Raw genomic sequence first — 26,319 nt, 5'->3', positions numbered from 1 at the left:
GTGGACCGCCAGCCGATCCTCGAAACCGAGCGGCTGGTGCTGAGGCCGCTGAGCGAGGACGATCGCGAGGCTCTCTACGAGATCGCCTCCGACCCGATGGTCTGGGAACAGCACCCGATCCATGATCGCTGGCGGCGCGAGGTCTTCGATGCGTTCTTCGACGAGGGCCTGGCGAGCGGTGGTGCGCTGGCTGTCGTGGATAAAGCGAAGGATCGCATCGTCGGCTCGACCCGCTACGACAAATACGACCCGGAAGAAGGCGGCGTGGTCGAGATCGGCTGGACCTTCCTCGAGCGGCGCTGCTGGGGGAAAGGCATTAATCGCGAGATGAAGCTCGCCATGCTGGAGCACGCCTTCGAGCAAGTCGCGCTGGTCGAGTTCCGCGTCGGCGACACCAATTACCGCTCGCGCAATGCGCTGGAGGCGATCGGGGCCGAGCGCACCGACCGTTACGAATTGGAGCGTTATCAGGGCAAGCGCGTGGTGCACCTCATTTACGAGATCACACGCGAGGCGTTCGAGGCCGGGCCGCTAGCCTGACACTTCGGGTATTACCCCGCCAGCGCCTGCATCCGCTTGAGATAGCGTGCCAGCACATCGATTTCGAGATTGACGCGGTCGCCTTCGCTCAGCGCGCCGAGTGTCGTCACCTCACCGGTGTGCGGGATGATGTTTACAGCGAAATCGCATGTACCATCGGTGCGGTCGCGGACATCGTTCACGGTGAGCGAAACTCCATCGATCGTGATCGAACCCTTGGGCGCGACGAAGGGCGCGAGCTCGCGGCTGATACGGATCGCGATCTTGCGTGACCCGCCCACATCCTCCGCCAGCATGACCTGGCCCACCGAATCGACATGGCCGGTCACCAGATGCCCGCCGAGTTCGTCGCCGAGCTTGAGCGCAGGTTCGAGATTGAGCTTCGCACCACGATCCCACATGCCCTGCTTCGTTCGGCTGACGGTTTCACCCGACACATCGAACGTTACGCGCGCATCGCCGGCCTCGCCGCCCAGGGCGACCACCGTCAGGCAGACGCCCGAACAGGCGATGGACGCGCCGATATCGATCGCCTCCGGATCGAACGGGCAGCCGACCACGACGCGCAAATCGCCGCGCTGCTCGGTGCTTTCGATGGTGCCGATGGCGGTCACGATACCGGTGAACATGTGTGCAGTGTCTCCTGTCAGCACGTGCGGCTGTAGGCTTGGTAAGTGTCGCTGCCAAGCTGGCGCTGCTCGACAAGCGTCCAGCGGCCGTGCGCCCTGTCCAGCGATGCGAGGCCGATATCGCCCAGCGCGTGCTTGCCGGAGCCGATCATGATGGGTGCGCGATAGAGCTCTATGCGATCGACGAGGTCTTCGGCGATAAAGCTGGCCGAGACCTGTGCGCCGCCCTCGACATAGACATATTGCACGCCGTCCAGCCGGTCGATCTGGCTCGGTGCATTGATGACCTTGACCCCGTCGGGCGGGATACCGCGCGTCAGCAGGACGCGTTGCAGGCTGCGGTCTTCCAGTCCCGGCAGGCGCACGTCGAGGCGTGGCTTGTCGGCCCGCCATGTCCCGCCGCCGACCAGGATCGCGTCCGCCAGCGCGCGGCGCGAATGCACGTGCGCGCGTGCCGTTGCGCCGGTGATCCACTGGCTCTGCCCGTCGGCCAACGCAATGCAGCCGTCGAGCGACGTCGCGAGTTTGAGTGTTACGTGTGGCCGGCCCTTGGTGGCGCGGGTGAGATAGCCCGCAAGGCTTGTTTCGGCCTCGGGAATGGGAAGGAGGGTGGTGGCGATACCGGCAGATTTCAGTCGAGCGAGGCCCTCGCCAGCGGTACGGGGGTCGGGATCTTCGACACCGACCACAACCCGCGCCACACCGGCTTCGATCAGGCGATCGGTACAGGCGGGCCCGCGAGGCGAGCGATGAGCGCAGGGTTCCAGCGTGACATAGGCCGTCGCATCTCTTGCAGACTCTCCTGCATGGTCGAGCGCCGCAGCCTCGGCGTGCGGTCGGCCGCCTTCCCGCGTCCATCCGCGGCCGACGACGCGCCCGTCCTTGACGAGAACGCAGCCGACTGCGGGGTTCGGGCGGCTGAGCGGGCGGCCACGCGACGCCAGCCGTGCCGCCGCCGCCAGCCAGCGTGCGTCATTCAGTTCCGGCTGCAACCGTCCCGCCCGCCTGGTAATATTCCCGCTGGCGCGCTTCGGCTTCGGCCGCTTCGCGCGCATTTTCGACTTCGGCCTCGCGCGCCATCTCATCGACGTCGAGCCCGGTCGCGCGGCCCAAGGTCTTGTAGGCTTCGACCTTGCGCTCCAGCAGTTCGGCGCGCTCGGCTTCGCGCGCTTCCTTGCGTTGCTGGTTTTCGATGTTGCTAAGACGGATTTCCTCGTCCGTCCGCCCTTCAGCGAAAGTGTTGATGAAGGTCACCTTCGGCGGATCGGGTGGGCGTAGATGGGATTCCTGCGACAGCGCAAGAAGCGCGCCGGCCGGGATCATCGCCGACAGCAGCAACAGGGTCCAGCGGAAGGGGCGCGGTTCGCGGACATAGTCCCAGAGGTCGGTGACGCCCGACTTGACGTGGAATCTGCTCTTCAATCGCATGCGGCCAAGATAGGCATGTTTGCTGAACCTTGCCAGTACACTCAGCCGAAGGCGGCGTAGAGCGTGCGTCCGTGCTGGCTGAGCCAGTAGTTCGCGTGCTCGATATCCCCTTCGAACAGATCGCCCAGTAGCGCGTGGAAGGCGGGCGAATGGTCGAAGTGGACGAGATGCGCGACCTCGTGCGCGACGACGGAACGCCGAACGAAATCGGGCGCTTGCACGAGCCGCCAGTTGAGGCGCAGCACGCCCTCGCTCGAACAGCTGCCCCAGCGCCGCTTGGCGCGGGTCAAGCGCACGTCGGCGACAGGAAGATCGGCACGGCTGCAATAGTCCTGCGCGTCTTGGGCGAACAGGCGCTGCGCCTCGGCTTCCAGCCAGCGTTGCAGTCTTTTCGTCAGCGTTTCGTTCGGCCCGCCAACACGAACGCCGGTCGTGTCGAGCACGGGTTTGCGAGGGAAGTCGGCGGACCATTCGATCCGCACCTCATGGCCGCAATAAGTGAGCGTGCCTTCGCCGAGGGGATCGCGCCGCTCGGGAACCTTGGCAAGCTGCTCGCCCAGCCAGTCGGCGCGCGCGTGGGCGAAGGCCAGGGCTTCCACGCTACGGCACCAGTGCGGCAGGGTGATCCGCACCGCGCTGCCGTCGGGGGCGAGGCGCAGGGTCAGGCGCTTGGCACGCCGATTGCGATTGAGTTCGATCGGCAGGACGCGCCCGGCAATCTCGATTTCCGGCTCCAGCGCTTCGCGACGAAGCCAGTCGATCACGCCGCCTGGTCCTCGTCCTCATCGCCCCAATCGACGACGTGGTGTTCGAGCGGCCCAGCCTCGGTTTCCGAAATCACACGACCGGCCACCGACACACCGGCGCGCACCACGTCCTCGCGGTCGCCGCTGATGAGATAGTGCCATGGCCGCAGCGGCTGCCCTTCGGCACGCAGGCGATAGGCGCAGGTCGGCGGCAGCCATTCCACCTTGTCGACGATCCTCAACGTAAGCTGCAGGCAGTCCGGCACGAAGGCCTTGCGCCGCTTGTAGTCCGTGCAGCGCGCGCTTTGGCAGTCGAGCAGCTTGCAGGCGACATTGGTATGCTCGATCTCGCCTGTGTCTTCATACTCGACCTTGTGAAGGCAGCAGCGTCCGCAGCCATCGCACAGGGCCTCCCACTCGGCCTGGTCGAGCTCGGCCAGCGGCCGTTCCCAGAACCGGTCTCTCAGCGCACCCATTTGTCCAGTTCCGCGGCGACCGCCTCGGCTCCTTCGTCGGTCGGTAGCGTCGCGAGCGGTTCTCCGTCCGGTCCGAAGAGCAGCGTGACATTGGTGTGGTTGACCAGATAACCGCCGGCCTCGGTTTCCTCGCCCTTGGAGAAGCTGGCGGCGAATTGCTGCGCGACGCTCGTCAGGGTTTCCTCGTCACCGGTGACCCCGATCAGGCGCGGATGGAAATTGTCGGTGAATTCGGTCAGCACCTCGGGCGTGTCGCGTGCCGTATCGACGCCGACGAACAGCGGCTGGATCTGCGCGGCGCGCTCCGGGTCCTGCTCTTCGAACAGCTTGAGGCCTGCCATGGCGCGCTGCACATCGACCGGGCAGACGTCCGGGCAATAGGTGTAGCCGAAGTAGATCGTGCGGTACTGCCCGTCGAAATCGCTCCAGCTGACAGGCTCGCCGCTCTCGCCTGTGAGGGTGAAATCGCCCCCGATGCTCGCACCCTGCAGCGGGGGTGGTTCCGCCGGAGCGCTACTGTCGGAGGAGCATCCGGCAAGGGCCAGGGCGATAGCGATAGATAGGGGATTGCGAGCAAGCATGGCATCGCGGTTCATGGTCTGCTAATTGCCTCTGTTCAAGAGACGACCCCGCATTCGCATGCGGAAAAATTCAGGGGTAGACGACGAGATGAAACGGATTGTTCACGCGATCCTGGGCGCGGCGGCGCTGGCGATGGTGGCGGCGCCGGCGCACGCCCAGCGCAAACGCGAAGGGTACGAGTTCCTCGAAGCGGTCAAGGATCGCGACGGTGGGAAGGTGAACGAGCTGCTCGCGCAGCCCGGCAATGTGCTGGTCAATTCGCGGGACATCACCAGCGGCGAGACGGCCCTGCACATCGCCGCGCAGCGCCGCGATGCGGTGTGGATCAAGTTTCTCCTCGGCAAGGGTGCCAATCCCAATCTCGAAACACGCGACGGCGAATCGCCGCTGGAAGTGGCCGTGCAGATCGGTTCGCTGGAAGCGGTCGAAGCACTGCTGGACGGCGGGGCATCGGCAAATGTCACGAACGCTGCCGGCGAAACGCCGCTCATTTCTGCCGTCCATCGCCGCGATGTGGAAATGATCCGCCTGCTTGTCGACAAGGGGGCGGACCCATTGCGCACCGATAGCTCGGGCCGCACCGCGCGGGATTATGCCGAACTCCTCGGCGGACGATCGCAGGTGCTGGCTGCACTCGACGCAGCGATTGCGGAAAAGGGAAAGGCAGCGCCGGTCTATGGCCCCAACTGACGCGAGACTCGATGAAGAGCTGCTGGTCGAGGACCTGACGCTCGACGAGCTGCGGCTGGCGCTGGCGCCCGGTATCGCCGATGCGGCGGTGTTCGATGGCTGGACCGATGCCGCGCTGGAGATGGCGGCGGACCAGCTGGGCGCCGATCGCGATGTGGCCCGGCTCGCCTTCAAGGACCAGGGCGCGATGGGCATGATCCGCGCATGGATCGAGACGATCGATCGGCAGATGATGCTCGACATGCCGGCGGGAAAGCTGGCCGAGATGAAAATCCGCGAACGCATCCGTAGCCTGGTGCAGTACCGGCTCGACGCCGTGCTGGGCTTGGAGGAATCGCTGCGCCGCGCGCTGGCAATCATGGCCATGCCGCAGAATGTGCCGACCGCGCTGAAGACCGGCTGGAACAGCGCCGATATAATGTGGCGGCTCGCGGGCGACACTGCGACCGATTACAACCACTATACCAAGCGTGCCATCCTCGCCTCGATCTACGGTGCGACGCTGGCCGTTTTCGTCGAGGACGAGAGCGAGAACAAGGCCGAGAGCCGCGCATTCCTGGAGCGCCGGATCGACGGCGTCATGAAGTTCGAGAAGGTGAAGGCCAAGTGGCTCAACCCGAATCGCGCGAGCTTTAGCGTAACGCGGTTCCTAGGCCGGCTGCGCTACCCTGCGCGCTAAATCCGGGCCGGCGGAGGCCCGGCAAGAGCGACCGCTCGCCCGCAGCGGGTGCAGCTTGCTGCACGTTTAGCGAAGGACGCAGCCGCGGGTGCGGCTGCGCAAGACGAGCGCCCGCTATTGATAATCGGTTGCAACAAGCGCGCGATTCTGACAGGGCGCTGCGCATGACCCTCGACGCGTTCGATCATGAGAAATCCGCGCGCATTACCGCGGTGGACTGGGCTGCACTGGCCGAGGACGAAGGCAAGCGCCTTAAAGCTCTTGGCGTGGACGAGGGCGCGGAAGTCTCCGTAATCCATCGCGGCGTCTTCGGTACGCGCGACCCGCTGGCGATCCGTATCGGCCGCATGACCATCGCACTGCGCCGCGCGCACGCCCTCGCCATCGAGGTGGAGCCCGTATGAGCCGCGACGATCCCGTCCGCCACCACAAGGTAGCGCTGGTCGGCAATCCCAATTCGGGCAAGTCGGCACTGTTCAACGCGCTGACCGGCGCCCGCCAGAAGATCGCCAACTATCCCGGCGTCACCGTGGAGCGAAAGGCCGGGCGGCTGGCCCTGCCGAACGGCGAATCGCGCGAGCTGATCGACCTGCCCGGCGCCTACTCCTTCGATGCTGCCAGCCCGGATGAGGAGGTGACCCGGAAGCTCGTCCATGGCGAATTCGAGGGCGAAGCCGCACCCGATGTGCTGGTGCTGGTGCTCGACGCCGCCAATTTGGAACAGCATCTCGTTTTTGCGCAGGAAGTGCTCGAGCTGGGCCGGCCTACCGTGGTCGCGCTCAATATGGTCGATCTGGCGGAGCGTGACGGGCTGACGCTCGACCCGGCGGCACTTTCCGAAGCGCTCGGCGTCCCGGTGATCCCGACGGTCGCCGTGCGCCGGAAGGGCCTGCCCGAATTGGCACAGGTCATTGCCGAAGCCGATGCGCATGCCGACGAAGATGCACACAAGCGCTGGCACCTGACGCTGCCCGAGCGGCGGCTGGCGGCCAAGCACATGGCGAAAGGCGCGATCCTCTCCAAATCGACGCGCCACACGATCGAGAACGGCATCGATCGTGTGCTGCTCAATCCGTGGATCGGGCCGGTGATCCTGTTCGGCCTGTTGTTCGTGATCTTCCAGGCAGTGTTCGCCTGGGCGACGCCCTTCGCCGATGCGCTGGAGGGCGGGGTGGGCGCCGTGTCCGCGCTCGTCACCGACACCATGCCCGAAAGCTTCGTGCGCGATTTCCTCACCGAGGGTGTGCTCGCCGGTGTGGGGTCGGTTGTAGTTTTCCTGCCCCAGATTGTAATCCTGTTCTTCTTCATCCTGGTGATGGAAGCGAGCGGATACATGGCGCGTGCGGCCTTCCTTATGGACCGGCTGATGGCGGGCGTGGGCCTGTCGGGCAAAAGCTTCATCCCGCTGCTCTCCAGCTTCGCCTGCGCCATTCCCGGCATCATGGCGACGCGCAGCATTCCCGATGCGAAGGACCGGCTGACGACGATCCTCATCGCTCCGCTGATGACCTGCTCGGCGCGGCTGCCCGTCTATGCGGTGATCATCGCGGCGGTTATCCCGTCGACCAGCATCGGACCGGGCATCGGATTGCAGGGGCTTGTGCTGTTCGCGCTCTATGTCGCAGGGATCGTCGGCGCGATGGCGGCGGCACTGGTGCTGCGGCGCACGGTCGCGAAGGGTGCGGCGAGCGGCTTCATCATGGAAATGCCGCGCTACCAGCTGCCGCGGATCAAGGACCTCGCCATCGGGCTGTGGCAGCGCGCCTGGGTGTTCCTGCGCCGCGCGGGCACGATCATCTTTGTGGTCACGATTGCCCTGTGGCTGATGCTGAGCTTTCCCAAGGCCGAGCCGGGCGAGAGCCAGATGGATGCGAGCGTCGCGGGTATGGTCGCCGACGGTCTCCACCCGATCCTCGAGCCCATCGGCTTCAACCGCGAGATGAGCCTTGCGCTGGTGCCGGCCATGGCCGCACGCGAAGTCGCTGTATCGGCCTTGGCGACCACCTATGCCGTGGACGCAGCGGACGAGGAAGTCGCGGCCGAGGGCGTGACCGACAAGATCGCCGCGCTGTGGAGTCTGCCGACCGCACTCGCCTTCCTCGCGTGGTTCGTCTTCGCGCCGCAATGCATCTCGACCATTGCGGTCGCCCGGCGCGAGACGAACGGGTGGAAATGGCCGGTGTTCATGCTCGTGTACTTGTTTGCGCTGGCTTACGTGTTCGCGGGCCTCACCTACTGGGGCGCGGTGGCGCTGGGGTTGTAGCGATTGCGTCCGGAGCGGTGTGGAAACTCCGTTCCGCCCCTAGAAGCGGGCAGCGCCCTCCGTTAGGCCGGTTGCCAACAGTTACGAAGGGACGATTCGATGGCCGGTAGCCTCAACAAAGTCATGCTCATCGGAAACCTCGGGGCCGATCCCGAGATCCGCAGCTTCCAGAACGGTGGCAAGATCGCCAACCTGCGCATCGCCACCAGCGAGACATGGAAGGACCGCAACACGGGCGAGCGGCAGGAGCGGACCGAGTGGCACACCGTCGCGATCTTCTCCGAGGGCCTCGTCGGCGTGGTCGAGCGCTATCTGCGCAAGGGCTCCAAGGTCTATATCGAAGGCCAGCTGCAGACCCGCAAGTGGCAGGACCAGTCGGGCAACGACCGCTATTCGACCGAAGTCGTGATCCGCGGCCTCGGCGGCACGCTGACCATGCTCGACGGTGCGTCCGGCGGAGGTGGCGGCGGCGGAGGCCAGCGCGGCGGCGGCAATTGGGACCAGGGCGGCGGCGGCCAGAGTTCCGGCGGCGGCGACAACTGGCGCAGCGGCGGCGGTTCCTCGGATGGCAGCTCGGGTGGGTCCGGCGGCGGCTCGAACTACGACGATCTGGACGACGATATTCCGTTCTGAGTCGAGTTCATCCGCGCTCGGCTTCGCGCGGGCGATGCCGAGACATGGACCGCATGTTACACTGTCCAGACAGGAAAAAACCGCTGTCGGATGAACCTTGTCCGCGCGTGATGCTTCGATGGCTTGATGAGAAGCATGCAGCATAGGCTGATGGCTGCCATGATCGTCCTCGTTTAAGAAAGCGCGTTGCTGCTGCGTATGATTTAGTGACGACCATTGGCGATGGCCTCCCGCTTCCCGACCCACGCCCGCTCAGCCTGAGCTTGTCGAAGGTCGCGCGCCGAGATTAGAGGCGAGGCATGACGTTCTTCACCTATCTGCTGCGCTGCAATGACGGTAGCTATTACGTCGGCCATACCGAAGAGCTGGAATATCGTTTCGCGCAGCATCGCTCCGGGGCGCTAGGCGGATACACTGCCGGTCGGCTGCCAGTGTCGCTCGAATGGTCGCAGGATTTTCCTACGCGCGACGAGGCGTTCGATGCAGAGCGACAGATCAAAGGCTGGAGCAGGGCAAAGAAGCAGGCTCTGATAGCTGGTGACTGGGAAGAGATCTCGTTGCTTGCCCGAAATCGCCAACGGTAGGGGTGCTTGGAGCAAACTACAGCGCGTGGCCTTCGACAAGCTCAGGCTGAGCGGATTGGGTGTCTGGTTTTGGTATCATGTCGGCGGACCAACATGCGCAGCGCTAGTCGCCCTTCCCCTTCAGCGCCGCCAGCGCCTCCGCCAGCGGCCCGCTCGGCGCTTCTTCTTCGTCGCTGACAATCCCCGCCGCCTTCCGCGCCTCGTCGGCGCCTGGTCCTTCGCGGTAGGGGTCGATGGCCAGCGCCAGCGTCTGCGCGATGGCTTCGCCGAGGTCGAAGCTGTCGCCTTCGTATTCAATCTCGTCCAAGTCCTCGCTGTCGAGCTCGATTTCCTCGTCGGGCGCGTAGTCCGGCACCGATCCGGCAGGCACGAAGCGCAGGGTCAGCGGCTCCTCGACATCGTAGGTCAGCGGTTCGCGCGTTACGGCGCAGGGCTGTTCGATTGTGGCCAGCAGGTGACCGTTCGCCAGCACCGCGCCATCCTTCGTCTCGAACGCCACATGGGCGTTCAGCGCATCGACCGCCGTCACGCCGAAGCGCTTGGCCAGCGCCTCGAGCTCGGCCGTGTCGGCAGTAATCGTCATGGACTCGGCAGGGAGCGCGCGCGGCTTGACGAGGCGGACGAGTTCGGGCGCGCTCATGCGGCGATCTCCCCCTTCTTCAGCGTCTCGAAGCCGGTCCGCTCCAGCCGCGCGTGCAGCGCCGCCATGCGCTGCACCAGTGCCTCGGCCTCGTCCGGCTGGGCCATTGTGACATTGCGCCGCACCGCCTCCACCAGCACCTTGGGATCGCTGCGTAGCCCGTCGCGATAGGCGCCGATGCGGCCATTCATGCTGGCCATCACGGCAGCCAGCTTCTTGCCGACGGTCGGGTCGCCGATCCCGGCCTCGCGCAATTGGCCTTCCATGTCCTCGGCGAACAGTTCGGTCAGGCGGGCGCTGGCATTGCTGCCTTCCTCGCCTGCATCGTCCAGCCGCAGCATCACCAGCGCCAGCACCAGCGTGACCATGTCATACCGGCCCTCCAGTGAATCCGCGACGCCGCACATGCGGTACCAGTCGGGATCGCGCGCTTCCTCCACCACGCGGTGCCACAGCGGGCGCCATTCCTCGCGCGGGTCGCTGGACAGGCCGAACAGGCGGGCGAAAAAGGACATGGCATCTCCGTTCAGCGGCAATACAGGCCGCGATCTCCAGTCGCTGATCCCCAAGCGATCGGCAACAGTGACATTGCATGGGCCGATGCTTTGCGACTAAGGCGTTGGCCGAGCATATAGGGACGCGCGCCCACGCGGCCAAGCGGACTTGAAGACGGAGAATTGCTGTTCCCATGAACAGGACCAAGATTGTCGGCCTTAGCGCCATTGCCCTTGCCGGTGTGGCTACCGCTGCGTGCCAGCCGATCCGCGAAACGCGCGGCTATATCGTCGATCCGGTGCTGACCCAGTCGATCCAGCCGGGCATCGACAACCAGCAGTCGGTCGCCGGCACGCTGGGCCGTCCGACCTTCACCAGCCAGTTCGGCGAGCCGACGTGGTATTACGTGTCGAGCACCACGGGCCGCAAACCTTTCGTCCGTCCGCGGATCGAACAGCACCAGGTGCTTGCCGTGCGCTTCGATGAGGCGGGCAATGTCGTGGCTGCGGACCGCAGCGGGATCGACCAGGTGGCGTATCTGCGCCCCGATGGCGACGAGACGCCGACGCTGGGCCGGGAGCGCAGCTTCCTCGAAGACCTGTTCGGCAATATCGGCGCGGTCGGTGCACCGGGCGTTGGCGGCCAGCAGCAGTAATCCGTCCGGCGGCTTGACCCATTCGGCGCGCGCCCCATATCGCGCGTCATGAGTTCACACCGCGAAAGCCACGGCATCGTCCAGTGGCACTCCACCACCATCGTCGGCGTCAAACGCGGCGACCGGATCGTGATTGCGGGGGACGGGCAGGTCTCCATGGGCAACACGGTGATGAAGCCCAATGCCCGCAAGGTCCGCCGCATCGGGGAGGACGGTAAGGTCGTCGCCGGGTTCGCCGGCGCGACCGCCGATGCCTTCACCTTGTTCGAGCGGCTGGAAAAAAAGCTCGAGCAATATAACGGCCAGCTCCTGCGCGCCGCGGTGGAGCTGACCAAGGACTGGCGCACCGACAAATACCTGCGCAATCTCGAAGCGCTGATGATCGTGGCGGACAAGGAAAACCTCCTCGTCCTCACCGGCAATGGCGATGTGCTCGAACCCGAAGGCGGAATTACCGCGATCGGATCGGGCGGCAATTACGCGCTGGCTGCGGCCAAGGCGATCGCCGAATACGAAGACGATCCCGAGCAGATCGCGCGCAAGGCGATGAAGGTCGCCGCCGACATCTGCGTCTTCACCAATGGCAATGTGACCGTCGAAGAAGTTTAACCCGCGTCATCCCAGCGAACGCTGGGATCGCTTCCGGCCAAGTGCCGACCCGAGACAGATCCCAGCTTTCGCTGGGATGACGATAGGATAGTATGGACAATCTGACCCCCAAGGCGATCGTCGCCGCGCTCGACGAGCACATCATCGGCCAGAAGGACGCCAAGCGCGCCGTGGCTGTGGCCCTGCGCAATCGCTGGCGCCGCCAGCGCCTGGATCGCGACCTGCGCGACGAGGTGACGCCCAAGAATATCCTGATGATCGGCCCCACCGGCTGCGGCAAGACCGAGATCAGCCGCCGTCTCGCGCGGCTGGCCGAGGCACCGTTCGTCAAGGTCGAGGCGACCAAGTTCACCGAGGTCGGCTATGTCGGCCGCGACGTCGAACAGATCGCCCGCGATCTGGCCGAAGAAGCCATCCGGTTGGAGAAGGAACGCCGCCGCGAGGCCGTTCGCGAAGCCGCGAGCGAGGCCGCGATGGACCGCTTGTTGACCGCGCTGGTCGGCGACAACGCGAGCGAAGCCACCCGCGAGGCTTTCCGCGCGCGCATCGTCGACAACTCGATGAACGACACCGAGGTCGAGATCGAGGTGAAGGACCAGCCGCAGTCGAACATGGAAATTCCCGGCATGCCCGGCAATGTCGGCATGATCGACCTCTCCGACATGCTCGGCAAGGCGATGGGCAAGTCCAACCTCAAGCGCCGCAAGCTCAAGGTGCCCGATGCGTGGGACCGGTTGGTGGAAGAAGAGGCCGAGAAACGCATGGACCAGGACGACGTCAACCGCGTCGCGCTGGAAAATGCGGAGACCAATGGCATCGTCTTCCTCGACGAGATCGACAAGATCGCCGTCAGCGACGTGCGCGGCGGTTCGGTCAGCCGTGAAGGCGTGCAGCGCGACCTGCTGCCGCTGATCGAGGGCACGACGGTGGCCACGAAATACGGCCCAATGAAGACCGATCACGTGCTCTTCATCGCCAGCGGCGCGTTCCATGTCGCCAAGCCCTCCGACATGCTCCCCGAACTCCAGGGCCGCCTGCCGATCCGCGTCGAACTGCGCGCGCTGACGGAGGAGGACTTCGTCCGCATCCTCAGGGAAACGCGCGCCAATCTGGTGGATCAATATACCGCGCTGCTCGGCACCGAGAAGGTCGCGCTCGATTTCACCGACGAGGCGATTGCCGAGGTCGCCAAGATCGCCGCACGGGTCAACGAAAGCGTCGAGAACATCGGCGCCCGTCGTTTGCAGACAGTGATGGAACGCCTGCTCGAAGACATCAGCTTCGAAGCCGAGGAGCATGAGGGCGAGACCGTCACTATCGACGCCGACTATGTGCGCGAGCGGCTCGACGATCTGTCCGGCGATACCGACCTGTCGAAGTATATTCTCTGACGCCGAGCCTGTGAGCGATTGATTTACCGCCCGCATCGCGTCAGCATGATCATGTGGACGGTAAATCGATTTTAGACATTCGGCGCTAAGGGGCCTGCATGAAGCAGCAAGCCCTTGCCCTTGCAGAGCGTGTCGCGCGCGCGGTCGGATACGACAAGACGCACATCACGCGCACGGTCGCCTATCGCATGATCGACGCGTTTCTCGATTCCCTCCCGGTGCAGGAGATGGACGCGCTGGAGATCGCGGCGGGCTGGAAATGGCGCGAGCGCGACTGGGGCAGTTACACCGAGATGAACTGGCCAGAATACGACATTTGCGATCATGTGCTCGATCGGCAGTTCGACATCTGCATTGCCGACAATGTGTGGGAGCACCTCGTGCGCCCCTATCGCGCAACCGAGCATGTGCTGCAGATGCTGAAGCCGGGCGGGATCTTCGTCAACATCACGCCTTTCATGATCCGCCAGCACGCCGTGCCGGTGGACTGCACCCGCTGGACGGAACTCGGCATGCGCAATTTCCTCGCCGAGGTCGGGTTCAACGAGGCGACGATCGAAACCGGATCGTGGGGCAATCGCAACGCGGTGAAGGCCAATCTCGACCGCTGGGCGCGGACCGGCTGGCAGCGGCGGTTCAAGAACGAACCGAATTTTCCCGTCACCGTGTGGGCCATCGCCCGCAAGCCCGAATGAACGACAGCCTGCCGGTCGCCATTGCGGTGATGGCGCATAACGAGGAACAGCGGATTGCGCGCTGCCTCGAAAGCCTTCCGCTGGGGGAGCCGGGCTACGCAATCCACGTGGTCGTCAACGGGACCACCGATCGCACGGCGCAGATTGCCCGCGGTTACGACGAGGTGACGGTCCACGACTGGGAGCAGGGCGGCAAGTCGCGCAGCTGGAACCGCTTCGTATTCGATGATCCAGCGCCCGCGGCGCGGCACTTCGTCTTCGCTGATGGCGATGCGCAGATCCAGCCGGGCTCGATCGCTGCGCTTGTAGAGCGGCTGGACGAAGGCGGCGCGAACGCGGCGTCCGCGTTTCCCGGCAATGGCCGTCGCGTAGAGGCCTATCGCGAGCAGATGCGGCGCGAGCACGGACTGTTCGGCGATCTCTATGCACTGCATGGCGATTTCGTTGCCCGCATGCGCGAAAAGGACATCCGCCTGCCGGTCGATCTGATCGGTGACGATGGCCTGCTCTGCTCTCTCGCCAAGACCGATCTCGACAATGAGGACGATTGGCAGGACGAGCGGGTCGCGACGATGGAGAGCGCTGCTTTCCTGTGCGACCCCGTGCGAGCGACGCCCGCCGACCTGCTCTTGCAGGCGCGCCGGATGCGCAATTACAGCCTGCGCCACTTCCAGAACCGGATCGTCAGCGACATCATGCGCGGGCCGGGGCCGGCGGCGCTGCCGGACCGACTGGCGTCGCTCTACGCCCGTTACCTGCCGCAATTCCGGCCCCGGCGAGATCCGCGCCTTTGGTGGTTCGACCGGCAGGCGCTCGCCGCGATGGCACGCGCCGCCGGGTAACCCGCCCTACGGATGCGGGGCGAGGCCGATCTCGACGCCGGTCTTGTCCGTCAGCGCAAACTTGTCGACGAGATCGCTGCTCGCCTTGTTGAGGCCGCGCACTTGCACGCTGCGACCGTTGCGGCGCATGCGTTCGACCACCTTGTCCAGCGCGCCGATGGCCGAGATGTCCCAGAAATGCGCCTTGCGCACGTCGATGATGACGTGGTCCGCCGGATCGGGCTGGGTGCTTTCCGGGCCGAGCGCGGCTTCGAACCGCTCCACGCTGGCGTAGAAGATCTGGCCCTTGGCGCGGTAGATCGCCGTGTCGCCGTCGCGCTCGCGCACGACTTCGAACATGGTCATCACCTTGTGGGTGAAGAACACGCCCGACAGGATCACGCCCGCCAGTACGCCGAGCGCGAGATTGTGGGTGGCGACGACCACTGCGACGGTAGCGACCATCACGACGCTCGACTGCCACGGGTGCTTGGTAAGGTTGGGAATCGAATTCCAGCTGAAGGTTCCGATCGAAACCATGATCATGATCGCCACCAGCGCGGGCATCGGCACCTGGCCGACGAGATCGCCAAGCAGGGCGAGCAGGATCAGCAGCGAAAGACCCGCGGTGAAGGTCGACAACCGGCCACGGCCGCCGCTGGTCACGTTGATGACAGACTGGCCGATCATGGCGCAGCCGCCCATGCCGCCGAACATCGCGGCGACGACATTGGCGACGCCCTGGCCCGCGCTCTCGCGGCGCTTGTCGCTGCCGGTATGCGTCATGTCGTCGACGATCTGCGCGGTGAGCAGGCTTTCGAGGAGACCGACCGCCGCCATGGTTGCCGAATAGGGCGCGATGATGCGCAAGGTTTCCCAGCTAAGCGGCACGTCGGGCAGGGCGAAATAGGGCAGACCCTCGGGCAGCTCGCCCATGTCGGCCACTGTATTGACCGGCGCTTCGATCCAGATGCTGAGCGCGGTCAGGATCACGATCGCGACCAGCGGGCTCGGGACGGCTGTCGTCATCTTCGGCAGCAGATAGATCACCGCCAGCGCGGCGGCGACCATGGCATAGGTCATCCATGTCACGCCGGGATTGCCAAGCGTGAGCTCGGGCAGCTGCGCCATGAATATCAGAATCGCGAGTGCATTGACGAAGCCGGTGATGACCGAACGGCTGACGAATTGCATCAGCAGGTCGAGCCGCAGCAGCGCCGCGATGCCCTGGAAGATCCCCATCAGGATGGTGGCGGCGAACAGGTATTCGACCCCGTAATCGCGCACCAGCGGAACGACTACCACCGCCACCGCGGCAGTCGCGGCGCTAATCATGCCGGGGCGCCCGCCCGTGAAGGCAATCACCATGGCGATGGCGACCGAGGCATAAAGGCCGACCCGCGGGTCGACACCTGCGATGATCGAAAAGCCGATCGCTTCGGGGATGAGGGCGAGGGCAACGACGAGCCCGGCAAGGACATCGGCGCGGATATTGGAAAGCCAGTCGCGCTTAATCGCACCAAAGTCGGGCGTCATCTTTGTCCATCAGCTGTCTGGAAGGGCAGGCGCCATAAAGAGGGGCGCCCGAATATGCGGGCGCCCCTTGGCTTATGTTGCAACGCAGCACAACCCCGAGGGGCGCGCCGACTGCTAAAGAACGAAATCGGTTGCGGTCAGGTCGACTAGGCCATCGATCCTGATAACGAAGTCGGCAAAGCCGTCACCGTCGGTATCACCTTCGACGATTGTCTCGTTTGCAGCTGTGTCCTGCTCGAAGCGAAGCTCGCCCGCTACATTCGAGAACGCTTCGGAACCGACGAACGCGAATGCGTCGTCCGTACCGTCTGCAATCGCGTCGATGGCACCGAGATCGATGACGTCGCCCTGGCCTTGCTGAAAATCGGTGATCCGGTCACCCTCGGTATCGAAATCTCCGTTCTCGAACAGGAAGGTATCGCCACCGTCCCCTCCGGTCAGCGTATCGAGGCCGGCGCCGCCGGAGACAACATCATCCCCCGTACCGCCATAGACCCGGTCGCTTCCTTCGCCCCCATAAACCTGGTCGGCATCATCGCCCCCAAAAAGTTCGTCATTGCCGTCACCGCCCTCGATGCGGTCCTGACCGGAGACGCCATAGATGTGGTCCCAACCATTCTCCCCATAGAGCTGATCGTCGCCGCTGCCGCCATAGATCTCGTCGCCAGCATTGCCGCCGTAAACGATGTCGTTGCCGGAGCCTGCGAAAATGGTGTCCTTTCCGCCGCGCCCGTTGATCGTGTCGTCACCGCCAACCCCGTAAAGCGTGTTGGCGTAGGAGTTGCCGGTGATCTCGTTGGCCATGGCGTTTCCGAAGCCGTCGGAGCTTTCCCAGCCGGCAAGGATCAGATTTTCGACATTGGCCCCCAGTCGGGCGAACGACATGACCGACTGTACCGTATCGATGCCTTCTCCGGCGTTTTCGATCACGACGTCGCCGGGATCGACCAGGCGATAGAAATCATCGCCGGTGCCACCGCGCATCGTATCATTGCCGAAACCGCCATCCAGCATGTCGTTGCCGGCTCCGCCATCGAGAATATCGTCGTCGTTGCCGCCGTAGAGCGCGTCCGCGCCGCCGTTACCGGTCAGCGTATCGATTCCAGCAAGGCCGCGGAACGTGTCGGCAAAGTCGCTTCCGAGGATGTCATTGTCGAATTCGTCGCCATCCTGGGTGCGGCCGGGTATGCTGGAGGGGAACAGAGAGAGGTCTTCAGTGCCTCCTCGGAAACCGGGAGAATATTCCACCCCGGTCATGGTACGGCCACGCAGGTCCGGAAGTGCGAAAGTCGTCCTTCCGTCGCCGCCATATGTTGTGCCCAGAAGGCTGAAGAGCGCCTGATTCTGCGAAATGGGCAGCAATTGCCCGATCGCCAACGCCCAGCCCTGGGGAATATCCGTGCCGGCATAGTAGATCATCTGCCCGAGGAACGGGACGTCCCCCTCGAGGCCATCGGCCTTTCCGATATCTTCCATGCTTCGCGAGGGAAAGATACCTTGCACGCAGATCAGCACCTGCATGACCACGCCCGGTTGCATGTTATCGGCCGACTCCCCGCTCCCTCCGACATAAGCCGGTAGGGTAGTACCATCGAGCTGGATCGTTTCGCTTCCGACGAGATCCCCCACATCCCTCGCGGTGAGCCCAGGTCCGCGACCCGCGCCAACGATGTTCCGTCCTGTCAGGTCGGGGATATTGAAGGTGGTTACACCGTCTCCGCCATATGTGGTGCCGATGGCGGCGAAAAGCTCGGGATAGTCGGCGATGGCCAGTTCGCGGCCATCGCAGATCATGGCGCCATTGGGATCGAAATTGCCGATGAAACCATGGACGGATCCGGCGATATTGGCGCCCGTCCCGCTACCTGCATGGATAACATAGTTCAGCGCGAGACTGGTTTCGTAATTCGAAATCTCCACACCCCCACCGCCGAATGACGTAGGAAGGTTGGCTTCCGTGATCGAGAAGGTATCGCTTCCACGATACGAACCAGCTCCGAAAGAAGTTGTCCCGTTAAATCCTGCCCCGATCGCCACATGCCCATCGAGGTCGGGAAGGGCGAAGGTCGTCCTGCCGTCTCCACCGAAAGTGGTGCCGACGATGGAAAAGAGCGCGGTGTTTTGCGAGATGGGCAGGATCTGGCCGCTGGCAAATGCCGTCTCGCGCGGCGCGAAATTTCCGGCGAACTGGAGGACATAACCCAATGAAATTTCGCCGCCCGAGCCTCCATCACGTGAGGGATATAAGCCGTACAGGTTGATGAGTTGGTAGACCGACAAATACGGCTGAACGTTGGAAACCGGATTGGCTACCTCGGCAGCATGCGTTCTTTTCGACGCGTCTGCAAACTCGCCCTCTGATGAACCGAAACCATTGCTGTCCCACGCACGCAGCATGGAAGCGTCGTATTTTGAATACATGTCTCAACCCCACTTACCCCGCGGCATTCGATCCCGTATCGGCTGCGCGCGGGTCGCACTATATACGGGTCCAATTCTGCTGCAACGTGATAAAAACCGTGCATTGTCCATCATTGTTCGATTTTCGGAGCCGAAACTTGCGGGTCGTAATTCCAACATAGAATCATTTGGTTTCGACGTGCGATCGGGTGCGTCGTGTAGCGTAGGGCAATGGGTAGGCGGGTAAGGATTGGTCCTGCGGGCCATGTTGCAGGACAAGGCGTGACATGTTCGGTGTTGCGGATCTTTGCAGGCCAACGCTGCCGTCCGTTCACAGGCTAGGGCGGTTGTTCTATTGGCCGATCGCGTCCAAGGTGATCGAACGTTTTGCGTAATCGAGACGAGGGGTCCGTTTAATGTTCCGTCACATCCTTGCCGCCGGTGCGGCTTCGCTTGCCATCATTGCCGCGGTGCCTGCCATTGCTGACGATCACACTGCCAGCAGCGCCGGAGCGGTCGTCGCTCCGGCAATCGAATACGAGCGTTGGACGCTCGACAACGGCTTGCAAGTCATCGCCATTCGGGACGCCTCGACCGGCACGGTGACGACGTCGATGTGGTATGAGGTAGGCTCCAAGTCCGATCCCGAGGGGCGCGGCGGTTTCGCGCATCTGTTCGAGCATATCCTCAGCCGCAAGACGCTGAACATGCCGTACAACCTCATCTACGGCCTCACCGCCGATGTCGGCGGCACGCGCAATGCGACGACCAATGCCGATCGCACGAACTATTTCGAGATCGTCCCGGCTGAATATCTCGAAGCCATGCTCTGGACCCACCGCGAGCGGATGGCCTTTCCCGTGATCGACCAGGACGTGTTCGACAAGGAGCGCGACGTGGTGAAGGAAGAGCTGCGCCAGCGCGTGCTCGCGCCGCCCTATGGGCGGTTCGGCAGCTTCGTCATTCCCGAAGCCGCCTATGACGTCTCGCCCTATCGCCGCCCGACCATCGGCAGCATCGAGCAGCTCGAGTCCGCCGAGCTCGACGATGCGCGCGCTTTCCACCAGGCCTATTACGGGCCGGACACCGCCACGCTGATCGTGGCCGGCAATTTCGAAGTTGCCGACCTGCGCAGCCTGGTCGACGAATATTTCGCCGACATTCCGCGCCGCGAGAACCCGGTGGAGATCGCCTTCGATCTCGATGTCCCCGAGCGGACGGAGCCGCGCAGCATCACCGCGACTGCGCCCAATGTCCCGCTGCCGCTGGTCGGCACTGTGTGGAAGCTGCCCGCGATCACCCATCCGGATGCGCCCGCTCTGGAGGTGCTCGACGCGATCATGTCACGCGGCGACAACAGCCGCATGGCCGCGGCTCTGGTCCGCAGTGGCAAGGCCGTGCAGGCGATCCACCAGGTCGGCATGCAGGAAGAAGGCGGGGTGCTGGCGCAGTTCGCCGTCATCAATCCGCAGGCCAATATCGACGAAGTGCGCGGCATCCTCGTTGCCGAGCGTGAGCGGATCAGATCCGAAGGCGTAACAGAGGCCGAAGTCGCCGAAGCGAAGAACGAGCTTCTCGCCAGCGCCCTGCGGTCGCGCGAGACTGCACGCGGAAGGGCTTTCGAGCTTGGCGAAGCGCTTTTGACGACTGGCGATCCGTCCTTCCCGGACAAGCGGCTTGCCGCGATCGCGGCGGTTACGGCCGCCGACGTCCAGCGCGTGGCGCAGACCTATTACAACCCGAATGCGCGAACCGACATCGTCTATACGGCGGGCGAGGACGATCCTTCGGCTTATGCGAACCCGTATCCGATGCCGACCTTCAAGACCCTGCCCGATGCGGTGGGCGAGCCGCTGTCGGTCGCTGCGGAAGACGTGCGCGAAACCGTGCCCGGTCCCGGCCAGCGCCCGCAGCTCGAAGCTGCGCGGATCGTCGAACAGACCTTGTCCAACGGCATCGAAGTGGTTGCCGCCCAGACCGGCGACGTGCCTCTGGCGACGATGACGGTGCTCGTTCCGGGCGGTTCGATCAGCGACGAGCGCGCCAAGGCCGGCGTGGCCCAGCTGACCGCGCAATTGGCCGACAAGGGCGCGGGTGGCCTCGACGAAACCGAAATCGCGCGCCGCCTCGAAAGCCTCGGGGCGAGCTTCGGCGCTACGGCCGGATCGAAGGGTGCCTATTTCAGCTTGACCGCGCCGGTCGCCAATATGGAAGAAGCGGGCAAGGTGCTCGCGACCATCCTGACCTCAGCAGACTATCCGCAGGCCGCCTTCGAACGCGAGCGCAAGCGGGCCATCGACGGCCTGGCGGCTACGTTGAAAGACCCGGGCGGCATCGCGAGCATGGCGGTGCGGCCGGTGCTTTATGGCGACTCGCCCTTCGGCACGCTACCGGGCGGCACGCAGGACAGCCTGGCGCAGATTACGCGGGAGGATCTGGTCGAGCATCGCCGCACATACTGGCATCCGGAACGCGCGCAGGTGATCGTCAGCGGCGGGATCGCACCCGAGCAAGCGATCGAGCTGACGCAGACGCTGCTCGGCGGCTGGCAGGGCGTGGGCGAACCGCCGGTCGAGATCGCCAACCCCACCGGCGAGGCGCAGCCCGTCCGCACGGTGGTGATCGATATGCCCGATGCGGGGCAGGCGGCGGTCTATGCCGGCATGCGCGCACCCTCGCGAACCGACGGCAATTATTACGCAGCGGAGCTCGCCAATGCGATCCTCGGCGGCGGGTCCAGTGGACGCCTGTTCGAAGAGGTCCGCACGAAACGCTCGATCAGCTACGGCGCCTACAGCGGCGTCGGAGCGGACACGCTGGTCGCCTCGGCGCAGACCCAGAATTCCACCGCCGACGAGGTGGTGCAGGTGTTCCTCGACGAATTCGACCGGCTGGGCGACGAAGCGATCGCGCAGGAGCTGCTCGACAAGCGGCGGCTCTATCTCGGTGGCAATTACGCCCGCTCGCTGGAAAGTTCGTCGGGCTTCAACAGCATCGTCGCCGGGCTGCTGTTCGACGGGCTCGAGCCTGCCGAAGCCGCGCGCTATGCGGACCGCCTCGCGGCGGTTTCGCCCGAAGCTGCCACGCAGGTCGCAGCGGATTACGTAGGCTCGGAGAAGGCGACGATCCTGATCGTCGGCAATGCGGCCGAGTTCCTAGACGACCTCAAGGCGATCCGCCCCGATGTCGAAGTGGTGGATGCCGATGCGCTGGATCTTTCGACCAGCGCGCTGGTGGCGGCCGCCGCTACCGGCGGCTGATCAGACGGGCTCTACCGCCGGGCGGTCTTCCGCCTGGCGGGCCCACATGTCGGCATAGAGGCCGCCCGCGCGCAGCAGCTCGCCATGCGTCCCGCTTTCGGCGAGCCGTCCCTGGTCGAGGACGAGGATGCGGTCGGCATCGGCGATCGTCGACAGGCGGTGCGCGATGGCCAGCGTGGTGCGGTGCTCCGATACGCGGCGTAGCGTCTGCAGGATTTCCTGTTCGGTACGGCTGTCGAGCGCGCTGGTCGCTTCGTCCAGCAGCAGGATCGGCGGATCCTTCACCAAGGTGCGAGCGATAGCGACCCGCTGCTTCTCGCCGCCCGAAAGCTTGAGCCCGCGCTCGCCGACCTCGGTGTCGAAGCCGTCGGGCAGTCGCTCGATGAACGGAAGGATCGCCGCCGACCGCGCCGCGCCGACGATATCGTCGTGCTCGGCTTCGCGTCGGCCATAGGCGATATTGTAGCCGATCGAGTCGTTGAACAGCACGCTGTCCTGCGGGACGATGCCGATGTTTTCGCGCAGCGACGCCTGCGTAACCTGCGCGATGTCCTGCCCGTCGATCAGGATGCGGCCCGATTGCGGATCGTAGAAGCGGAACAGCAGCCGCCCGATGGTGCTCTTGCCTGCGCCGGATGGTCCGACGATGGCCACATGGCTGCCCGCCGGGACCTCGAAGCTCAGGCCGTGAAGGATGGTGCGGTCCTTCTCGTAACCGAACACGACATTCTCGAAAGCGACTGTCGGCCGGTTCACAACGAGGGCCGGTGCGCCGGGCACGTCCTCGACCTCGACCTCGCTGTCGATCAGGCGGAACATCGCGGCCATGTCGATGATGCCTTGGCGGATCGTGCGATAGACCCAGCCGAGCATGTCGAGCGGGCGGAAGAGCTGCATGAGGTAGGTGTTGACCAGCACGAGATCGCCGGTGGTCAGCTCTCCCCGGCTCCACCCCCACACGGTGAAGGCCATCGCGCCGCCCATCAGCAGGTTCATGATCAGCGCCTGGGTGATGTTGAGCAGGCCGAGCGAGTTCTCGCTCTTCACCGCCGCTTCGGCATAGGCATGGGCGGCGCGGCCATAGCGCTCGCGCTCGCGCCCTTCGGCGCCGAAGTATTTGACCGTCTCGTAATTCAATAGGCTGTCGACTGCGCGGGCCAGAGCCTGCCCGTCGAGATCGTTCATCTGCCGCCGCAATTTCGTGCGCCATTCGGTGATCCAGCGCGTGATCGCGATATAGGCGACAACGGTTGCGCCGGTCGCGGCGACCAGCTCCCAGCCGAAATTGATGTAGAAAATCACCCCCACCGCGATCAGCTCGAGGATCGTGGGCGCAATGTTGAATAGCAGGAAATAGAGCATGGAATCGATGCTCTTCGTGCCGCGCTCGATCGTCTTGGTGACTTCGCCTGTCCGCCTCGAGAGATGGAAGCGCAGGCTCAGCTGGTGCAGCCGAGCGAAGGTGTCTTCGGCCAGATTGCGCGTCGCTTCCTGCCCGACCCGCTCGAAAGTGATGTTGCGAAGGTTGTCGAAGGCCACACCGGCAAAGCGGCCCGCCGCATAGGCTATCACGAAGGCCAGTGCGACCATCGCCGCCTCGTTGGCGGGCGTGGTCATCGCATCGACTGCGCGCTTGTAAGCGAAGGGCAGGGCGAGCGTGGTCGCCTTGGCCAGCAACACAAACATCATCGCGCCGACGATGCGGCGCTTCAGCTTCGGATTGCCCTCCGGCCAGAGATAGGGAAGGAACCGGCGGATCGTCGCCCAGCTCTCGGCATCGTCGCGCTGGTCGGAAGTGGCTGTATCGGGAGGCATTGCGGCGCCCATCTGGGGTAGCGGCTTGCACTAGGCAAGGTCCGTGTCAGCCGAGCACGTCCTGCAGGGTGTCGTCTCGCTCAGCCCGGCGGCTCGGCATATCGAACAGGATGCGCCTGGTGCTGAAGTCGATCGCAACCCGGTCGAACACGCGCAGATTGTTCATGCCGAGCACCAGAGCGGGGCGGCGCGAAAGGCCGAGTGCGGCGAAGATCGGGCTGTCTGCAAAGCCAATCTGGACATTGGTCATTTCCGCGCGCCCGATCTGCAGGCTGCGCAGGAATGTCGCGCGGCTGGTCAGCTGGGTGCCGAGGACATCCACGCTGACGATCTCGTGCTGTTCCCGTGCACGCAATTTGCGCAGCAGCAGCGGGTTGGCGATGCTGTTCTGCGCGCCGGTGTCGATCACCACGGCTGCACGCACGCCGTCGATCTTCGCATCGGTGATGATCATCTGACCCAGTTTCTTGCGCGCCCGCACGACGATCTCGTAGCCGGAATTGCTCTCCTCGTATTCGGCATCGGCGATGGCCATGCGGCGCTCGCGGAAATCGATCAGCACGCGGGTATCCTGCAGGCTATCGAGGCCGAGAATGCCGTCCGCCCCGATATTGCTCGTGTGGAGCAGCGGCGAGATCAGGCCGCTGACGCTGCGATTGGCAAATTCCAGATCATCGAGTTCGACTGTCTCGACCTGCCGGGAGCTGCCCATGGCGACCAGCGTGGCCGTGCCACTACGGCGCAAGGCGAGGTCCTCGACTAGCTGGTGCGTCACGACTGTTGCCTGCGCGCCGGTATCGATGAGAAAGCGGTAGGGGCCTTCGCCGGCGATGGTGACGGGCACGGTCATGCGTTTGTGGCGGTCCGCCGTCAGCGTGGCTTCGTCGCTCGGCGCGTCGCCGATGACCTCCTCGACCTGATCCGGCTGTGCGCTGGCAGCGGTGACGAGGCTCAAGGCCAGTATTGCAGCAAGGCTCCGGCGTGCCATGAGGTCTCTCCTGCGTCCGTCGCAGCGATGATACCACAGCGGCTGGACGGCCTCCATATGGCTAGCGATTGCGGACGAGCGCGATGAACTCGAGCAACCGCTCGCGGGCGAACAGGAAAAGCCAACCGCAGTAGATCGTCGCGCCCGAGGCAACCAGCGCGACGAGGCGCAGGACAGGCTCGGCATCGGCCAACGCCATGTCCGCGACGTATACTGCAAGTGCCATGGCAAAGCCGGCCAGCGTTGAGGGCACGATCGCGACCAGCAACCGTGCCGGCGCTACGCCAATGGTCGGCAACGAACTGGCCGCAGTGATCACCGCGATCACAGGATATGCCGCGAGCCACGCCCAAGCCATGCCCTCGATCCCCCACTGGACCGCCACGATGAAGGCGAGCGGCATGACCAGCGCCCCGATGGCCGCATTGCGCACCGCGATGCCCGGGCGGCCCGCGGCATTGGTGGCCGGAGCGAAGAGCACTTGCAGCACCATCCACGGCATGGCGCAGCCGAGCACCTGCAGCAGCGGGACGATGCCGAGCCATTTCTCGCCCAGAACGACGCGCACGAAAGGTTCGGCGGTCACGGCCAGGCCGAGGCAGAACGGAATGGCGAGCAGCATGATGCCTTGCACCGAGATCAGAAACCCGTTGGCGAAGGCCTCGCGGTCTGCTTGCGCCCGGGACAGCGCCGTGAAGGCGACCTCGTTCAGCGGCGGCACCACCTTGTTGACGAAGATCTGCGCGAGAAACAGCGCGGTCGTATAAAGGCCGACCGTCGCGGCATCGAAATTCCGACCGGCGATGACGACGTCCGATTGCGTTTGCAGGAAATAGAAGATGCTGGACAGAGTCACTGCCCCGCCGAAGCTCGCGATGGCACCGGCGCCGCGAAAGTCGAAGCTCGGCCACATGAAGGCGCGCGCGACGATCGTCATCGCAATCGCCCGCGTGACAAACACCGAAAGCGGCGCGAGCACCAGTGTCCACACGCCGAGGCCCGCCAGCGCGCCGGCCAGAGCCACCACTGCTCCCAGCATGGCTGTGGCGAGGTTGACCTGCGCCTGCCGCTTGAAGTCCATCTCGCGCGATAGGATCGCGTAGCCGAGGGCGAGGAAGGGGTTCGTCAGGAAGACCAGCGCCAGGACTCGGAGCAAGTCGGCCACCTCGGGCTGTTCGTAGAACCGCGCGACGAAGGGCGCGGTGATCACCTGCGCAACAGCCAAAAGCGTATTAAGGACCAGCAGCATGCCGAACAGCTGGCGCAGCTCTTTGCGCGTCACCTCTTCTCGCTGGATCAGCGCATTGGCGAGGCCATAGCCGTTGAGCAGACCGAGCAAGGTCAGGACCACCGCCGCCATCGCATAGAGTCCGTAATCGGCCGGATCGAGAATGCGCAGGACCAGGAAGGTCGAGGCCCAAGCGATCAGCTGGCTGACGATCTGCGAGCCCGACCGCCAGATTACCGCCTTGCGCACCAGCAGGCGCAAACCTTGCGTGTCGATCTTGGCCGCGCTCATCGTGTCAGTTCCGGCCCAGCCTGACGCTTAGGGCGAAGCGAAGCCAGCCTGCCACCTTGCGCAAATTGCCCATGACTGTCGGCGGGTGATCCCGCCATGCGCGCCGCAGCAAGCCCCATCGCAGATGATATGGATCGCGGGTCGCGAGGTTGAGATAGGCAAAGGCGCGCCAGGGGGACTTCGGCAACTGCTCGATCGATTGCAGCATGATCGGACCGGACAGCCCATATATATGCTTCGCGCGC

At 64.5% G+C, this 26,319-nt stretch carries 27 protein-coding genes (1 of these 27 only partly in view); 13 read left to right on the top strand and 14 right to left on the bottom strand.

Annotated elements, in window-relative coordinates:
- Positions 1-540 carry a GNAT family N-acetyltransferase gene (locus ACSH0F_RS12660; protein WP_435203349.1) on the top strand — a complete coding sequence of 180 codons (540 nt, stop codon included), beginning with the start codon at positions 1-3 and terminating at the stop codon, positions 538-540.
- Positions 541-551: 11 nt separating this feature from the next.
- Here ACSH0F_RS12660 and ACSH0F_RS12655 read toward each other — a convergent pair whose 3' ends face one another.
- The 6 genes from ACSH0F_RS12655 to ACSH0F_RS12630 are packed head-to-tail and all read right to left on the bottom strand — an operon-like array spanning position 552 to position 4,415.
- Complete coding sequence (locus ACSH0F_RS12655; protein WP_435203347.1) at positions 552-1,169, bottom strand: riboflavin synthase; 618 nt, start codon at positions 1,167-1,169, stop codon at positions 552-554.
- Between the two features lie 17 nt (positions 1,170-1,186).
- The gene (gene ribD, locus ACSH0F_RS12650; RefSeq protein ID WP_435203345.1) at positions 1,187-2,161 is read right to left on the bottom strand and encodes a bifunctional diaminohydroxyphosphoribosylaminopyrimidine deaminase/5-amino-6-(5-phosphoribosylamino)uracil reductase RibD; all 975 of its coding nucleotides are present in this window, start codon (positions 2,159-2,161) and stop codon (positions 1,187-1,189) included.
- Positions 2,142-2,597 (bottom strand): hypothetical protein, encoded by a 456-nt coding sequence (locus ACSH0F_RS12645; protein ID WP_435203343.1) that lies wholly within the window; start codon positions 2,595-2,597, stop codon positions 2,142-2,144. Before ACSH0F_RS12645 ends, ribD begins: the two co-directional genes overlap by 20 nt.
- Before the next feature lie 41 nt (positions 2,598-2,638).
- Positions 2,639-3,361, bottom strand: coding sequence for a M48 family metallopeptidase (locus ACSH0F_RS12640; protein WP_435203341.1), 723 nt, complete (start codon positions 3,359-3,361; stop codon positions 2,639-2,641).
- Entirely contained in the window at positions 3,358-3,819 is a 462-nt protein-coding gene (locus tag ACSH0F_RS12635; RefSeq protein WP_435203339.1) for a YcgN family cysteine cluster protein, read from the bottom strand. Before ACSH0F_RS12635 ends, ACSH0F_RS12640 begins: the two co-directional genes overlap by 4 nt.
- Entirely contained in the window at positions 3,807-4,415 is a 609-nt protein-coding gene (locus tag ACSH0F_RS12630) for an SCO family protein (RefSeq protein WP_435203337.1), read from the bottom strand. Before ACSH0F_RS12630 ends, ACSH0F_RS12635 begins: the two co-directional genes overlap by 13 nt.
- A gap of 73 nt (positions 4,416-4,488) precedes the next feature.
- Between ACSH0F_RS12630 and ACSH0F_RS12625 the strand changes: the two genes are divergently transcribed.
- The 6 genes from ACSH0F_RS12625 (at position 4,489) to ACSH0F_RS12600 (ending at position 9,250) form a co-directional block, all read left to right on the top strand.
- Positions 4,489-5,091: an ankyrin repeat domain-containing protein gene (locus tag ACSH0F_RS12625; protein ID WP_435203335.1), complete on the top strand. Its 603-nt coding sequence runs from the start codon at positions 4,489-4,491 to the stop codon at positions 5,089-5,091.
- Complete coding sequence (locus ACSH0F_RS12620) at positions 5,078-5,770, top strand: COQ9 family protein (RefSeq protein ID WP_435203333.1); 693 nt, start codon at positions 5,078-5,080, stop codon at positions 5,768-5,770. The genes ACSH0F_RS12625 and ACSH0F_RS12620 overlap by 14 nt, the downstream gene beginning before the upstream one ends.
- A gap of 164 nt (positions 5,771-5,934) precedes the next feature.
- Positions 5,935-6,174, top strand: coding sequence for a FeoA family protein (locus ACSH0F_RS12615; RefSeq protein ID WP_435203331.1), 240 nt, complete (start codon positions 5,935-5,937; stop codon positions 6,172-6,174).
- A complete protein-coding gene (feoB, locus tag ACSH0F_RS12610) occupies positions 6,171-8,033 on the top strand; it encodes a ferrous iron transporter B (protein WP_435203329.1) in 1,863 nt (620 codons plus the stop codon). Before ACSH0F_RS12615 ends, feoB begins: the two co-directional genes overlap by 4 nt.
- A gap of 99 nt (positions 8,034-8,132) precedes the next feature.
- The gene (gene ssb / locus ACSH0F_RS12605; RefSeq protein ID WP_435203327.1) at positions 8,133-8,666 is read left to right on the top strand and encodes a single-stranded DNA-binding protein; all 534 of its coding nucleotides are present in this window, start codon (positions 8,133-8,135) and stop codon (positions 8,664-8,666) included.
- Between the two features lie 299 nt (positions 8,667-8,965).
- Positions 8,966-9,250: a GIY-YIG nuclease family protein gene (locus tag ACSH0F_RS12600; RefSeq protein WP_435203325.1), complete on the top strand. Its 285-nt coding sequence runs from the start codon at positions 8,966-8,968 to the stop codon at positions 9,248-9,250.
- A 103-nt stretch (positions 9,251-9,353) separates the two neighbouring features.
- On the opposite strand, the gene ACSH0F_RS12595 is transcribed toward ACSH0F_RS12600, so the two are convergent.
- Both ACSH0F_RS12595 and ACSH0F_RS12590 read right to left on the bottom strand, forming a co-directional pair.
- Positions 9,354-9,890: a YceD family protein gene (locus ACSH0F_RS12595; protein WP_435203323.1), complete on the bottom strand. Its 537-nt coding sequence runs from the start codon at positions 9,888-9,890 to the stop codon at positions 9,354-9,356.
- On the bottom strand, positions 9,887-10,405 hold the full coding sequence (locus ACSH0F_RS12590; RefSeq protein ID WP_435203321.1) for a ubiquinol-cytochrome C chaperone family protein: 519 nt from the start codon (positions 10,403-10,405) through the stop codon (positions 9,887-9,889). The genes ACSH0F_RS12595 and ACSH0F_RS12590 overlap by 4 nt, the downstream gene beginning before the upstream one ends.
- A gap of 173 nt (positions 10,406-10,578) precedes the next feature.
- Here ACSH0F_RS12590 and ACSH0F_RS12585 point away from each other — a divergent pair, with 173 nt between their 5' ends.
- From ACSH0F_RS12585 to ACSH0F_RS12565, 5 genes are all read left to right on the top strand, one after another.
- Positions 10,579-11,040 (top strand): outer membrane protein assembly factor BamE, encoded by a 462-nt coding sequence (locus ACSH0F_RS12585; RefSeq protein ID WP_435203319.1) that lies wholly within the window; start codon positions 10,579-10,581, stop codon positions 11,038-11,040.
- A 48-nt stretch (positions 11,041-11,088) separates the two neighbouring features.
- Complete coding sequence (gene hslV / locus ACSH0F_RS12580) at positions 11,089-11,649, top strand: ATP-dependent protease subunit HslV (RefSeq protein ID WP_435203317.1); 561 nt, start codon at positions 11,089-11,091, stop codon at positions 11,647-11,649.
- Between the two features lie 92 nt (positions 11,650-11,741).
- Positions 11,742-13,040: an ATP-dependent protease ATPase subunit HslU gene (gene hslU, locus ACSH0F_RS12575; RefSeq protein WP_435203315.1), complete on the top strand. Its 1,299-nt coding sequence runs from the start codon at positions 11,742-11,744 to the stop codon at positions 13,038-13,040.
- Positions 13,041-13,138: 98 nt separating this feature from the next.
- A complete protein-coding gene (locus ACSH0F_RS12570) occupies positions 13,139-13,735 on the top strand; it encodes a methyltransferase domain-containing protein (protein WP_435203313.1) in 597 nt (198 codons plus the stop codon).
- Positions 13,732-14,577: a glycosyltransferase family A protein gene (locus ACSH0F_RS12565; protein ID WP_435203311.1), complete on the top strand. Its 846-nt coding sequence runs from the start codon at positions 13,732-13,734 to the stop codon at positions 14,575-14,577. Before ACSH0F_RS12570 ends, ACSH0F_RS12565 begins: the two co-directional genes overlap by 4 nt.
- 6 nt (positions 14,578-14,583) lie before the next feature.
- Here ACSH0F_RS12565 and ACSH0F_RS12560 read toward each other — a convergent pair whose 3' ends face one another.
- Positions 14,584-16,092 (bottom strand): SulP family inorganic anion transporter, encoded by a 1,509-nt coding sequence (locus tag ACSH0F_RS12560; RefSeq protein WP_435203309.1) that lies wholly within the window; start codon positions 16,090-16,092, stop codon positions 14,584-14,586.
- A gap of 114 nt (positions 16,093-16,206) precedes the next feature.
- Entirely contained in the window at positions 16,207-18,513 is a 2,307-nt protein-coding gene (locus ACSH0F_RS12555) for a tail fiber protein (protein WP_435203307.1), read from the bottom strand.
- A gap of 395 nt (positions 18,514-18,908) precedes the next feature.
- Here ACSH0F_RS12555 and ACSH0F_RS12550 point away from each other — a divergent pair, with 395 nt between their 5' ends.
- Positions 18,909-21,752 carry a M16 family metallopeptidase gene (locus ACSH0F_RS12550; RefSeq protein WP_435203305.1) on the top strand — a complete coding sequence of 948 codons (2,844 nt, stop codon included), beginning with the start codon at positions 18,909-18,911 and terminating at the stop codon, positions 21,750-21,752.
- Here ACSH0F_RS12550 and ACSH0F_RS12545 read toward each other — a convergent pair whose 3' ends face one another.
- The 4 genes from ACSH0F_RS12545 to ACSH0F_RS12530 all read right to left on the bottom strand — a co-directional run.
- Positions 21,753-23,567 (bottom strand): ABCB family ABC transporter ATP-binding protein/permease, encoded by a 1,815-nt coding sequence (locus ACSH0F_RS12545; RefSeq protein ID WP_435203303.1) that lies wholly within the window; start codon positions 23,565-23,567, stop codon positions 21,753-21,755. It lies immediately after the preceding gene.
- A 46-nt stretch (positions 23,568-23,613) separates the two neighbouring features.
- Complete coding sequence (locus tag ACSH0F_RS12540; protein WP_435203301.1) at positions 23,614-24,555, bottom strand: retroviral-like aspartic protease family protein; 942 nt, start codon at positions 24,553-24,555, stop codon at positions 23,614-23,616.
- Positions 24,556-24,616: 61 nt separating this feature from the next.
- Positions 24,617-26,074 carry a lipopolysaccharide biosynthesis protein gene (locus tag ACSH0F_RS12535; RefSeq protein WP_435203299.1) on the bottom strand — a complete coding sequence of 486 codons (1,458 nt, stop codon included), beginning with the start codon at positions 26,072-26,074 and terminating at the stop codon, positions 24,617-24,619.
- A 4-nt stretch (positions 26,075-26,078) separates the two neighbouring features.
- Positions 26,079-26,319 carry the final stretch of a glycosyltransferase family 2 protein gene (locus ACSH0F_RS12530; protein WP_435203297.1) on the bottom strand. Its footprint extends 659 nt past the window's final position, so only the last 241 of its 900 coding nucleotides appear in the window; its start codon lies beyond the right edge, outside the window — the gene reads right to left on this strand; its stop codon occupies positions 26,079-26,081.

Origin of the sequence: Qipengyuania sp. 902 (assembly GCF_051195295.1) — a bacterium.
In the GTDB taxonomy this organism is placed as follows: Bacteria; Pseudomonadota; Alphaproteobacteria; order Sphingomonadales; family Sphingomonadaceae; genus Qipengyuania.
Note: the sequence above shows the minus strand (reverse complement) of the source record. Positions and strands in the feature narration are given on the sequence as shown.